Below are 12,824 nucleotides of genomic sequence, written 5' to 3'. Positions count from 1 at the left end.
CCTTTCATGAAAAATTTCTTTTCCAATCTATTTAATCGAAATAACGATCCACAATCCATAATTTCTTTTGATGTTATAAATCCGATTTACAGTTATTTATATCATGAATCAAATAGTTTAGAATTTAAGGTAAAAGGAATTCACGATCCTGTTTTGGTCAATTTATATTCCATTCCGTATTCATTAGATCATGAAGAGGGAAGGGCGGAGATTAAAAAAGCAGGATTTAATAATGCTTATGAAGTTTTAAATGAACTTTACACAAAACTGAATATTGGCACTTTATCTGAAGAAATGATTCAGGAAGGATTAGAATATGATTTTATTCATGTTCAGTTTTATTCTCAGCCAGGTCAGGAAATGAAAAAACACTTTAAACGTGTTATCAATAATTTCATCATTTTCTTTTGCTGTACCAATAGTTTAGAAATAAACGATATCAGGATTTTATATTCCGGCAGTCATTTTTTAGATTATACAAAAGGCTTATTAGACTGTGAATTTCTTGATTTTAATGCTCCTAAAAATGAAACTCAGGAAATTGGCGTCAAAGATTTTAAATTGGTTTTACAGGGAATCTGTGAATATTTAAATCTCGAGATTCCAAAAACGGTAGAACTTCCTTCCTCTGAAAGTGTCTTATTCGACGAAAACGTTACTATCGGAGATTTTAAAGAGTTTGTTAACCTGGTTTCGAGAGGTAGTATTGAAGAAGAGGAACTCAATAAATATGCTGAAAATCTTTTTGAAAATTTCAATGATGAAACCAAAGAAGATTACGAAAGCACAGAAGAACATTTCGCTTTTTTCGAAGAAATAGATGCATGGAACAGTGACTGGAAGTTTGATCCTGAAGATGCGGAATATTTTATCTCTGAAATGCTGGGCGAAGATTTTAAATTCGATTATCCTGAAGAAACTTACAGTCACGATTTGTTTCCTTACATTCAGTCAGAGTTAGCAAAATCCAATCTGGAACTATTGACTTATGAAACTTTTGGAGATAATTATCTGTTTTTTATTGCCAATAAAGATGAAGTCGAAAGAATTTTAGAATTGTCTGAATTGACAAAAATTGAAGTGAATCAGCTTTAGAAGGGATAGCCACGAATTACACCAATTTTCACGAATTAAAATTTTTAATCATAAAAAATTAGTGCAAATTAGTGTAATTCGTGGCGGAAAAAAGTTTACGGTATCAAAATTATTTTCCCTGTGCTTTTTCTACTTTCCAGAAAATCATGCGCCAGTTTTCCTTCTGATAATTTGAAAGAAGTCGGTTCTGAAAGTTTGATTTTCCCTTCACTAATCCAATGGAATAACTGAGTTGCTCTTTTGATTCTTTCTTCTTTAGAATTTAAATAACTCCATAAATCGCCTCCTGTTAAAGTTTTGGAACCGTCCATTAACATTCTTGGATCGACTGGTGCAGGATCTCCGCCCGCCATTCCGAAGAAAACAACCTGTCCGCATTCTTTGGTGACATCAAAGCTTTCGATTAACGTACTTCCAATACTGTCATAAACAGCATCAACGCCTTTTGGAGCAATTTTAAAAACCTGAGATTTCCAATCCTCATTATAAAGAAAAACATGGTCAGCGCCCTGTTCAAATCCTATTTTTGCTTTTTCGGCAGATGAGGTTAAACCAATAACGCTTGCGCCTAAAAGTTTGCTGATTTGTGTTAGTATTTGTCCAACTCCGCCAGCAACGGCATGAATTAAAACGGTTTCTCCTTTTGCTGTTTTGTGACTGTCAGTAGCTAAATAATGAGCGGTTAAACCTTGAAGTAAAACTGAAGAAGCAGTTTCAAACGAAATATTTTCAGGTAATGGCAAAACATGATTTACATTAACGGCAACCAATTCTGCATTCGCAAAAGGAACATCGGCGAAAGCCACACGATCACCAATTTTATATTCAGAATGATTATTGGCATCGATAACAATTCCGGCGCCTTCATAACCGGCAATAAAAGGCGGATTTCCTTTTAAATGATAATTTCCTTTTCGGCGGTAAACGTCTGCAAAGTTTAATCCGATAGCTTTCATTTCGACCAGAATCTCATCGTTTTTCAATTGTGGATCTGGGATTTCTATATATTCTAAAACAGCTGAATCTCCAAAAGTAGAGAAGGTAAGTGCTTTCATTCTTTAATTTGTTTAAGAATACAAAGTACGGGAAAAAACGTGCTCAGATTGAAAGGTTTTTTTTAGCCACAGATTAAAAGGATTAGAAGGATTTTTTTTTAAATTAATCTGTGGGAATCCTTTTAATCTGTGGCTAAAAAAAAATTATATCTTAGGAAACTTCATTTCGTTAAAAGTGCTTTTCTGTTTGGCCAAAGCTTCTACATCCTGCCATTTTCTTGGAGATTCTGCAGAAAGGTTTTCGTATGAGTTTTTGGTAATTAAAATATCATCTTCAATACGAACGCCGATATTCCACCATTTTTTATCACATTTACTGTTGGCTGGAATGTAAATTCCCGGTTCAACGGTAAAAATCATGTTTTCTTTTAAGATGCTCATATAATTTCCTTTATCATGAACATCTAAACCAAGAAAGTGTGAACAGCTGTGTGGATAATAAATTCTAACGTCTTTTGGATCTGTAATAATTCCCAGTTTGATTAATCCGGCAGTAATAACTTCTCTTGCTTTTTTGTTTAAATCCTGAAAAGGAGTTCCGACTTTGCAAATCTTGAAAACCTCTTCCTGAGCTTCATAAACCAATTGATAGATTGCTTTTTGTTCTTCGCTAAATTTTCCGTTTGCAGGAACAGTTCGCGTAACATCGGCAGAATAACCGTGGTATTCAGATCCAACGTCCATCAATAATAATTGATTGTCCATTTTGGTTGCATTGTTTTCTCCATAGTGCAAAATACAGCCATTTGCTCCCGCGCCAACAATTGGAGGATAACCTTCGTCTTCTGCACCATAATGTTTGTGAATGTATCTGTGGATTCCGTCTGCTTCATTTTCGCTCATGTCTGGGCCAACAGCTTTCATAACTTCGTTGTGCGCAATACAGGAAAGTTTAACCGATTTTCGCATTAAATCTAATTCTTCAGGAGTTTTAATTTCTCTTAAAGAATTAGTGATATTAGTAAAAAGTACTACAGGAGCTTCATCATCAGCTTTAATTGAAGCTTTAGATTTGAAAGATTCAATTAAACCAAAAAGATCAAAACCTGATTTATTTTTCCCAAGATCTGTTGGAATTTTGTCGTAGATAATTTTGTCAAATTTTTTAAAATCAATTGCAAAAGCATTAAAGTCTTTTCCGTTGTAAACTGTTGTAAAACCTAGTTTTGATTTTGCACCTTCAATGCCTAAACGTCTTCCAGTCCAGGTTTCCTGAGTAGCATTTCTTTCTCTAACGAAAAGAACTTCGGTATATTTTTCTTCTCCCTGTGGTTCTTTAAAAAGAAGCAAAACGGCATCTGGTTCTTTGTAACCAGTCAAATAATACATATCAGGATTTGCATGATAAGTATAATTAATGTCTTTTGAAAAAACTCTTTCCGGATAAGAAAAAACTACCGCAACAGAATTGGCAGGCATTAATTCTCTAAAAGCTTCACGACGTCCTTTGTGAAATTCTTTTGGAAGATAATCTTTTGGAAGGTTTTCCTGAGAATGAATACCTGTACTTATAGTTATAAGAGTAAGCAAGAGCAAAATTGGTTTCATTTTTTTGATTTTTGGTTGATGATTTTTTGGTTTTTTGATCAATGCAAATTACAAAAAAAGTGGAGCAAAAAGATTAAGATGTTTTTCTGTAATTAAGAATCGCTGCAAAATTTAAAACAATCGCAAAGCAGATAATAATGAGCATATGTGGTTTTATATCCTGAAAAGTACTTCCTTTGATAATGACCATTCGCATCACATCAATAAAATAACTTACAGGATTAAATTTAGAAACCATCTTGGCCCATTCCGGCATGCTGTCTATTGAGGTGAAAAGTCCGCCCATTAAAACAAAAATCATGATGAAGAAAAACATAATGAGCATAGCCTGTTGTTGTGTCTCGCAAAAGGTCGAAACCAAAAGCCCAAAACCTAAAATGGCTAAAAGATAAAGTACCACAAAACCATACAAAAGCAATATACTTCCGAGAGGAACAATGCCATAAAAAATCCATGAAACAATTAGACCTAATCCAAAAACTACATTTCCTAAAATCCAGAACGGAATTAATTTTCCCAATATGAAATGATATTTTTTTATGGGAGAAACATTAATCTGTTCGATTGTCCCGCCTTCTTTTTCTTTTACAATATTCAATGCTGAAAGAAATCCGCCGACAAGTGTTACCAACATTGCCAAAACGCCCGGAACCATATACAATTGATAATTTAAATTAGGATTATACCAGTTTGATGACGTAATTTCAATAACAGGCATTGCATTGAATTTGTCCGGAACACTATTTTTTATACGGATTTGATTGTTGTATTCCTGAATTATTGAAGAAATATAACCGCCTCCAAGTCCTGCTTTTGTACCGTTTACAGCATTTATGGTGATAAAAAGCTGCTGCTGGTTTTCGGTCAGTAATTCTTTTTCAAAGTTTTTAGGAATCTCCAATATAATATCAGCCTTATCTTCTTCAACCAAATGTAGTGCTTTACGATAGGATTGCGAATATCCTGTAAGTCTGAAATATCCTGATGAAGTAACTTCAGTAATTAAATCTCTAGAATAGTCGGAATGATCGTTGTCTATAACCGCCAGATTGATATTTTTAACTTCATAATTAGCCGCCAATGGTAAGATAATAAGCTGGATAACCGGCATGGCTAAAATGATGGCTAAAATAGCGCGATTACGAAAGATCTGTTTGAATTCTTTGATTAGTAAAAAACGTAATATTCTCATGACATTCGGATTTTAAAGCTTTTGAGGCTTATGAACAATAAAAAAAGAGTAGTTCCGACAAGAATTAAAGTTTCTTTCCAGACGGCGGCAAAGCCAAGACCTTCGATCATAATTCTTTTTACAATAATGTAATACCATTTTGCAGGAACGATGTTGGAGAAAATCTGCAACGGAATTGGCATATTTTCAACAGGAAACATAAAACCGCTAAACAGCAGAGTAGGAAGGAGCATTCCCATAAGAGAAAGTAACATTGCAGTTTGCATGGAATCGGTTTTTACGGAAATAAAAATGCCGAGTGTTAAACAGGTTATGATAAATAAAATGCTTTCTGAAAACAGTAAAACGAGATTTCCTTTTATTGGAAGCTCTAAAACAAAAAAGCTCAGTAATAAAATAGAAGCTACATTTATAGTAGATAATATCAAATAAGGAACGGCTTTAGAAAGAATTACCAAAATAGGTTTAAATGGAGAAACTAATAAAATTTCCATGGTTCCCGTTTCTTTTTCTTTTACAATAGAAATCGCGGTCATCATTACGCAAATCAGCATTAAAATCAATGCCATGACGCCGGGAACAAAATTAGGAGCACCTTTTAATTGTGGATTATAAAGCATTTTGACTTGTGGCTGAATGCGATAAGGAGCTAAACTAAGCTGATTCATTTGGGATTGATAATCGGCAATAATGGAAGAGGCATAATTGATTAATGTAGTTGCCTGATTTGGATCTGAAGCATCTGCAATGATTTGAATTTGAGCTTTATTTTGATGTAAAAGATTACTGTTAAAGTTTTCGGGAAAAACAACAGCCATTTTTATTTTTCCGGTTTTAAAAGCAGTTTCAAGCTCGTTTGTTCCGGATAAAATATGATCGATTTCAAAATATCTGCTGGCTTCAATTTTATTAATGATTTCTTTTGAAGCCACATCTTTAGCATAATCAACTACTACAATTTTTGAGTTTTTTACTTCATTGGTAAGCGCAAAACCGAAAATTAAAATTTGAACAACCGGCATTCCGAAAAGGATAAGCAGTGTCTTTTTATCCCGCAATACATGCAGGAATTCTTTTTTTATGAAGGTAAAAAACTGTTTCATATACGTTTATTATTCGCCGCGTTTTGCTTCCCGGGCAAGGTGGTAGAAAACCTCATCCATACTGCCGACACTGAATTGTTTTTTTAGATTGGAAGGACTGTTTAATGCTTCGACCCTGCCATCGACCATAATCGAAACACGATCGCAATATTCGGCTTCGTCCATATAATGTGTGGTTACAAAAATGGTAATTCCGTTGCCTGATGCTTCATAAATTAAATCCCAGAATTGTCTTCGTGTAAGCGGATCAACTCCGCCCGTGGGTTCATCCAGGAATACAATTTCAGGTTTATGAATAATCGCTGTAGAAAATGCCAGTTTTTGTTTCCATCCCAACGGAAGTGAACTTACACGTTTATCTGCCAGATCCCGCATACCTAAACTGTCTATTAACGAGTGGCTGTTCGATTTGATTTCGGTATCTGATAAACCATAAATTCCTGCGAAAAAGTTGATGTTTTCCAAAACCGTTAAATCATCATAGAGCGAGAATTTCTGACTCATATAACCAATATTCTTTTTAATTTTCTCAGTTTCCTTATAAACATCAAAACCTGCAATATTAGCTTCGCCCGAAGTAGGTTTAGACAAACCGCAGAGCATTCTCATTGCAGTAGTTTTTCCGGCGCCATTGGCTCCAAGAAACCCGAAAATTTCTCCCTTTTGGACTTCAAATGTAATTTTATCAACGGCGATAAAATCTCCAAAACGCTTTGTTAATCCTTTGCAGGTAATTACTTTGTTTTCCATCAGCTCAATAATTTTATAAAACTGTCTTCAATTGTTACCTCTGCATTTTTAATTTCAATGTTTTCCAGTCCTTTTGTTTTTAAGTATTTTTCTAAAGCCTGGACATCAGGATTTCCATTGAATGAAAAATGAGCGTATTCGCCAAATGCATAACTTCCTTTTCGTTCCGGATATTCAGTCAAAAACGGGAGCAGTTTATGCATGTCATTAGCCTTAACGGCAAATAAGGGATCGGGATAACTTTTTATAATATTTTGCGGTGTATCCATTTGTAATATTTTACCACCTTGGATAAGCGCAATTCTGTCGCATAGATTGGCTTCATCCATATAAGGTGTCGAAACGATAATGGTGATGTTTTGCTGTTTAAGACGTTTCAGCATTTCCCAAAATTCTTTTCTGGAAACAGGGTCAACACCAGTTGTGGGTTCGTCCAGAAATAAAACATTTGGCTTGTGAATTAAAGCACAACATAATGCCAGTTTTTGTTTCATTCCGCCTGAAAGTTTTCCTGCTCTTCGATCCTTAAAAGGTTCAATTTGAATATATATGTCTTTAATCAAATCGTAATTTTCCTGAATAGTAGTTCCAAACAAAGTGGCAAAAAAGTTGAGGTTTTCTTCAATAGTTAAATCCTGGTACAAAGAAAACTTTCCGGGCATGTAGCCAATGGTACTTCTGATTTCCTTATAATTTTTTACAACATCCAGTCCGTCAATCGAAGCCTCTCCGTCATCTGGAAGTAAAACAGTAGTCAGAATTCTGAAAATACTGGTTTTACCCGCGCCGTCAGGTCCTATAAGTCCAAAAAGCTCGCCTTTGTTTACAGAAAATGAAACATTATCAACAGCCGTCTTTTTTTCTTTACCATATACCTTTGTGATGTTTTTTACAATTACAGACTCCATGATTTAGAATTTTATTTCGCCGTACATCCCAATTTTTAAGTATCCGTCATTTTTAACTCTGATTTTAACTGCATAAACCAGATTGGCACGTTCCTCTTTTGTCTGAATTGTTTTTGGAGTAAACTCCGCTTTATCGCTTATCCATTCTACAATGCCTTCGTGTTCTTTATAAGTGTCTTTTGTAGCATCAGTAAAAATTTTTACTTTTTGATTGATTTTAATCTGCGGAAGCTGATCTCCCGTAACATACACTCGTAAAGTGATTACAGATAAATCTGCAATTTTGTAAAGCGGTTTCCCAATTGTTGCCATTTCACCGGTTTCGGCATATTTGGTTAAAACTGTTCCGTTGGTTTTATTGACAATTTTGGATTTTGCCAATTGATCGTTAATCTGGCTAATTTGTACTTTTAAGGTCTGTGTTTCGTCATCGATCCCGGTTGTACTGATATCTAAAGAAGTTTGTAGAGCCGTAATCTGTTTTTGAATAACAGAAACTTTCGAATTGGCATCATCCAGTTGTTTTCTGGTTGCAGCATCTGCATTTACTAAATTTTGAACACGTTGCTGATCTATTTTTGCCAGTTTCAATTCTTCACGATAAACATCAAGCTGTGTTTTGGCGTCTGGCTTTCGGCTTTGTGTTGCTTTTATTTGTGCTAAAAGCTGTTCTTTTTTTAGCTCTAGCTGAATCGTATCTATATAACCTACAACTTGTCCCTCTTTTAGATTGTTTCCTTCTTCAACTTTTAATTCTTTTATAATTCCGGAAGCTTCGGCAGGAATTATAGTTTCAACAGCTTCAAAAGTTCCTGTCGCGTCAAAATCATTTTTATTATTGGAACAGGAAATTAGAATTGTTGTAATTGCTATGTAAAGTATCTTTTTCATCTTGTGTTAGTTTCCGGTTATTAATTTTTGTCTGTATTGCGCCAGAAGTAATTCGGTTTCGTGAATGATTTTATTTTGTTTGGCTTCGTTCTCATCATTAACAAATTTTAGATAATCATCTGGATTGATCACGCCGTTTTCTAATTGTGCTAAAGAAGCTTTTTTAACATTACTTCTTAAGTCTACAATCTGTCCGTCAGAAACTAAATATTCCTGAAGTTTAGTTATTTCAGCGTTTTGCTGTTTTAAAGATTGATGAGTATTAAAAAGAAAAGTCTCTTTATCTGCATCGACTTCTAATTTATTGATGTTGATGATTTCTTTCTGCTTTTTAGAAGTATATAAACCCGTTAAAGACCAATTTAAACGCAGTCCGCCAATGTAATACCATTCAAAACCTTCTTTTAAAAAGTTGAGTGCCGGATTGGCGATACCGCCTTGTGCAAAAAAGTTGAGTTTAGGTCTGTTTCCGGCATCAATAGTTTCTTTGTTGAGTTCAAAATTTTCATTTCTAAAATTAAAAAGTGCTAATTCCGGACGATTTATCTCTTGTGGAGAAATGCTGGTTTGAGGTGTTTCCAATTTTGTTTCAGCACTTAATTCCTGATTGATAAAAAGGCCTAACATATCCAGATAGGCTTTTTTATAACTTCGAATACTGATTGCCTGTTGATCTGCTTTTAAAAATTCCGCTTTTAGCAGATCCAAGCTGCTTCTGTAAGCTGTTCCGTTTTTAAGCTGGGCTTCAACCGTTTTTATTCCGATTGAAATATCGTTTTTCAGCAGATCATTTTGGCGTAATTGTTCATTGTAAATTAAAATTCCAAAATAAATATCTGTCACCCTTTGTTTAACAGCATATAAATCTACCTGAAGTTGCTGTTGCTGTACCTTGGTCTGAGAATTGACTACTTCTTTTTGCTGTTTGATATTTCCTCCATCATAAATAATCTGATTGAGTTCTCCATAGGCTTTGTATTGATCGTTGTTTAATATCGGCATAGAAGTTCCCGGGATGCTCACGGGAAGTTTAGTAACATCAGATTGGTAAGTTGCCTGTGCCAGTATGTCGAATTTTGGATAATATCCTTTTGCAATATTATCAATTGTAAACTCGCTGCTTTTGGCGATAAGTTCTCTTTTTTTGGACAACGGATAATTTTCTTCTGCCATTCTGTAGCAATTATCGAGCGTTAAGAGTTTTTCGCTTTGTTGCGAATAACCTGCTGCTGATAAAACCAGAAAAAGTATTAATAATCTTTTCATGTTGAATATTATTTTTATTTGTTTTTTGATATTGTTTGTTTTAGTAGCTTCATATCTAGTTTTTTACGTTTATTATTTTGTTTTAATCATTTGATTAAATTTACACCAAAAAAATTTAGTTATCTAACATTAAATTGACCCATTTTACAATAAGTGTTTTTCTTTCTTCTATTAATTGGTTAAAAGAATTTTCGTTTAATAATCCCGATGCTTCAAAAACAGGTTTAGTCACAAACGGAAAAATGCACATTCCCAGTAGATTTAGAATAAATTGAAGCGGATTAACATTGGGCTGTTTCTCCAAAAGTTGTTTGACCAAAACAGATTGGGTTAATATTTTTCCGGCTTGAACTCTATTGCTGAAATGTTCCGGGTTATTTCGTATTTCGCTTAAAACAAAAAGAGGAAGACCAGGATTCTGCAGTAAAACATTTAAATAGGCAGGAACAATAAGTTCTATTTTTTCCTGAAGTGTAGTTTTATCATCATTAACAATTGGCGCAATTATACCAAACAATTGCCCCACTTTTTCGGCCATAACTAAGCTGAAAAGTTTTTCTTTACTTCTAAAGTAGTAATTTAGTAAAGCCAGATTTAGACCGGCTTCTTCGGCAATATCGCGCGTACGGGTTGCAGCATAGCCTTTTTCTGTAAATACTTTACGGGCAGCTTCAATTATTTTCTCTTCTGTACTTGCGTCTATTTTCTTTTTTGCCATTTTGAATTTAATTCCGGGACAAAGTTAGAAAAATATTTTTTATTTAAACAAATAATTTAATCATTTGATTAAATTTTAAAAAAGCCTCTTAATTTTTTCGCTTTGCAGGAATAATTTTGATGAGGATTTCCTTAGCATGAATAACCAACGAGAATCCTTCGTTCCTCAGGATGACAAGATTGGGATGGGAGTGTTTTAAAATGAGTTTTTTATGTAGTGCTAGTGTCTGCCCTCATTTTTGTCATCCTGAGGAACGAAGGATCTTCGCAAGTAGCTCCGCAACGTAAACAACGGATTAGGGCATTCAGTTAAGGGGCTAGTAAAACACCGCACTATTTAAAAAGAAAGAATATTCTTTCTTTTTAAAGCAAGAAATACTATTTTAGTCAAATGAAATCATACGAAGGCTATCATACTTATTACATTTATATTATTGCAAATAGACACAAGACAGTTCTTTATATAGGTGTGACTAATAATTTGCGACTCAGATTGAAACAGCATAAAGAAAATATTAGCAGTAACAATAACACCTTTGCTGCGAAATATAATGCTCAGTACTTGCTGTATTATGAAAAATTCACTTGGATTCAAGAAGCAATTGCACGCGAGAAGGAAATAAAAGGCTGGATAAGAGATAAAAAAATAGAACTTATTAAAACGATTAATCCTGATTTGGATTTTTTAGATTATTTGTTTGAATAGGATTTCTTTTTGTCTTTATACAACTATAGTTATCCACTTTGTAGAGTTTCTTGCGAGGATCCTTCGTTCCTCCTTTAGATTTGTTTTTTGAAATTTAAGTAGATTTATGATTGAGAAAGGAAGCAAAAGTAAACTATTCGTTCCTCTGAGCTTGAGACTCATATCCTGATTAAGACTTTAGCTTCCCTTTCATCAAAGACTCAGATAGAAATTTGGGCTTGAGACCCGTTATTAAGGAGTTGAGCTTATGATGAATTTCTCAAATCATTTGTTGAATCGTAAAAACAAAGTTATGAAAAACATTATTATCGGAATTGATATCAGCAAAAAGACTTTAGATATCTGCGTAAAAGAAGAGGCTATTAATTATTTTACTATTGAAAATGAAATTAATGACATTACTCGTTTTTTTAAAAGATATGCTAAAGAAAATGTAATTCTGGCAATGGAAAATACAGGCAGATACAACTGGAATATCTTTGAAGCATTGGAAAAATTTAACTTTAAGGTTTATGTTATATCAGCTCTGCATATCAAAAAAAGCATTGGTCTTGTCAGAGGGAAAAATGATAAAATCGATGCACTGCGTATCTGCAGTTTCATTGAGAAAAATTATCAGGAGAACAGAGAATGGAAGCCGAGCTCCTCTTCTATAAAAAAAATAAAAATACTATTGACAGAAAGAGCTTTAAGAATAAAAATCAAAAAACAGCTTATGGTTCAGCAGCATGACTACAAATTAATGAAAGGTATTGGGCTGGATAAAGAGTTAAAAAACTTAAACATCAAACTTATTAAAAGTATTGAGGCACAAATTATGATTATTGAAAATGATATTGAAGCTATAATCCTAAAGAATGAAAATCTAAACCACCAGCAGAAATTGATAAAATCTGTTCCTGGAGTGGGTCAAGTTTTATCTTGGACATTATTATCTAAAACAGAAGGTTTTACAGTTATAACTGATCCAAGAAAAATGGCATGCTACAGCGGAGTTGTGCCTTTTGATTTTCAATCTGGAACATCATTAAAAAAAAGGCCCGGAGTATCAATGCTTGCTGATAAAAACCTAAAGACTGTTTTACACATGGCCGCAATGAGTGCAATTAGACTTGATAATGACTTAAGAAAATATTACATCCGAAAAGTTGATGAAGGAAAAAACAAAATGAGTGTTTTAAACGCTGTGAGAAACAAAATAATTCATCGAGTTTTTGCGGTAATAAAAAATCAAACCTCTTATCAAAAAGATTTGGTTTTATCATAGAAATCAGGATGACAAGATTGGGATTACTTTGCTTAATATTGGATACATACGCTTTTTTGTGATATACCCTCATTTTTGTCATCCTGAGGAACGAAGGATCCTCGCAAGTAGTTCCGCAATCTATATCCTTCTAAAAAAAAATATTTCAAGACGAATAAGGTTTTTTGCTTTTGTAAATTTTTGATTAATAATATTCTAAAATAAAAACCGTAAATTAGATTGGCAAAAGAATATACCATTCAGATATTTGAATTAAGAAAAATGAGTCCGTTAAATCAATCGGGCACGAATATTGAGAACGCAATATTAATCTTCAAAAACAAAAA

At 33.7% G+C, this 12,824-nt stretch carries 12 protein-coding genes; 3 read left to right on the top strand and 9 right to left on the bottom strand.

All coding sequences use genetic code 11. From position 1 onward, the window contains the following. Positions 1 to 6 precede the first annotated feature (6 nt). Positions 7 to 1,095 (top strand): DUF6630 family protein, encoded by a 1,089-nt coding sequence (locus HYN56_RS01470; protein ID WP_109190568.1) that lies wholly within the window; start codon positions 7 to 9, stop codon positions 1,093 to 1,095. A gap of 95 nt (positions 1,096 to 1,190) precedes the next feature. On the opposite strand, the gene HYN56_RS01465 is transcribed toward HYN56_RS01470, so the two are convergent. The 9 genes from HYN56_RS01465 to HYN56_RS01425 form a co-directional block, all read right to left on the bottom strand. After that, positions 1,191 to 2,150 carry a quinone oxidoreductase family protein gene (locus tag HYN56_RS01465; protein WP_109190567.1) on the bottom strand — a complete coding sequence of 320 codons (960 nt, stop codon included), beginning with the start codon at positions 2,148 to 2,150 and terminating at the stop codon, positions 1,191 to 1,193. 144 nt (positions 2,151 to 2,294) lie between these two features. Then, complete coding sequence (locus tag HYN56_RS01460) at positions 2,295 to 3,698, bottom strand: aminopeptidase P N-terminal domain-containing protein (RefSeq protein WP_109194695.1); 1,404 nt, start codon at positions 3,696 to 3,698, stop codon at positions 2,295 to 2,297. 73 nt (positions 3,699 to 3,771) lie between these two features. Continuing rightward, positions 3,772 to 4,890: an ABC transporter permease gene (locus HYN56_RS01455; RefSeq protein ID WP_109190566.1), complete on the bottom strand. Its 1,119-nt coding sequence runs from the start codon at positions 4,888 to 4,890 to the stop codon at positions 3,772 to 3,774. Beyond that, positions 4,887 to 5,993: an ABC transporter permease gene (locus HYN56_RS01450; protein WP_109190565.1), complete on the bottom strand. Its 1,107-nt coding sequence runs from the start codon at positions 5,991 to 5,993 to the stop codon at positions 4,887 to 4,889. The genes HYN56_RS01455 and HYN56_RS01450 overlap by 4 nt, the downstream gene beginning before the upstream one ends. A gap of 9 nt (positions 5,994 to 6,002) precedes the next feature. Next, positions 6,003 to 6,743 carry an ABC transporter ATP-binding protein gene (locus tag HYN56_RS01445; RefSeq protein ID WP_109190564.1) on the bottom strand — a complete coding sequence of 247 codons (741 nt, stop codon included), beginning with the start codon at positions 6,741 to 6,743 and terminating at the stop codon, positions 6,003 to 6,005. Then, a complete protein-coding gene (locus tag HYN56_RS01440; RefSeq protein ID WP_109190563.1) occupies positions 6,743 to 7,651 on the bottom strand; it encodes an ABC transporter ATP-binding protein in 909 nt (302 codons plus the stop codon). Before HYN56_RS01440 ends, HYN56_RS01445 begins: the two co-directional genes overlap by 1 nt. Positions 7,652 to 7,654: 3 nt before the next feature. After that, the gene (locus HYN56_RS01435) at positions 7,655 to 8,542 is read right to left on the bottom strand and encodes an HlyD family secretion protein (protein ID WP_109190562.1); all 888 of its coding nucleotides are present in this window, start codon (positions 8,540 to 8,542) and stop codon (positions 7,655 to 7,657) included. Between the two features lie 6 nt (positions 8,543 to 8,548). After that, positions 8,549 to 9,808, bottom strand: coding sequence for a TolC family protein (locus HYN56_RS01430; RefSeq protein WP_109190561.1), 1,260 nt, complete (start codon positions 9,806 to 9,808; stop codon positions 8,549 to 8,551). 115 nt (positions 9,809 to 9,923) lie between these two features. After that, entirely contained in the window at positions 9,924 to 10,526 is a 603-nt protein-coding gene (locus tag HYN56_RS01425) for a TetR/AcrR family transcriptional regulator (protein WP_109190560.1), read from the bottom strand. Positions 10,527 to 10,916: 390 nt separating this feature from the next. On the opposite strand from HYN56_RS01425, the gene HYN56_RS01420 reads away from it, so the two are divergent. Together HYN56_RS01420 and HYN56_RS01415 are read left to right on the top strand one after the other, a co-directional pair. Next, positions 10,917 to 11,231 (top strand): GIY-YIG nuclease family protein, encoded by a 315-nt coding sequence (locus HYN56_RS01420; protein ID WP_109190559.1) that lies wholly within the window; start codon positions 10,917 to 10,919, stop codon positions 11,229 to 11,231. Positions 11,232 to 11,523: 292 nt separating this feature from the next. After that, positions 11,524 to 12,498 (top strand): IS110 family RNA-guided transposase, encoded by a 975-nt coding sequence (locus HYN56_RS01415; protein WP_240622557.1) that lies wholly within the window; start codon positions 11,524 to 11,526, stop codon positions 12,496 to 12,498. The last annotated feature ends 326 nt before the right edge of the window (positions 12,499 to 12,824 follow it).

This window comes from Flavobacterium crocinum (assembly GCF_003122385.1).
In the GTDB taxonomy this organism is placed as follows: Bacteria; Bacteroidota; Bacteroidia; order Flavobacteriales; family Flavobacteriaceae; genus Flavobacterium; species Flavobacterium crocinum.
Note: the sequence above shows the minus strand (reverse complement) of the source record. Positions and strands in the feature narration are given on the sequence as shown.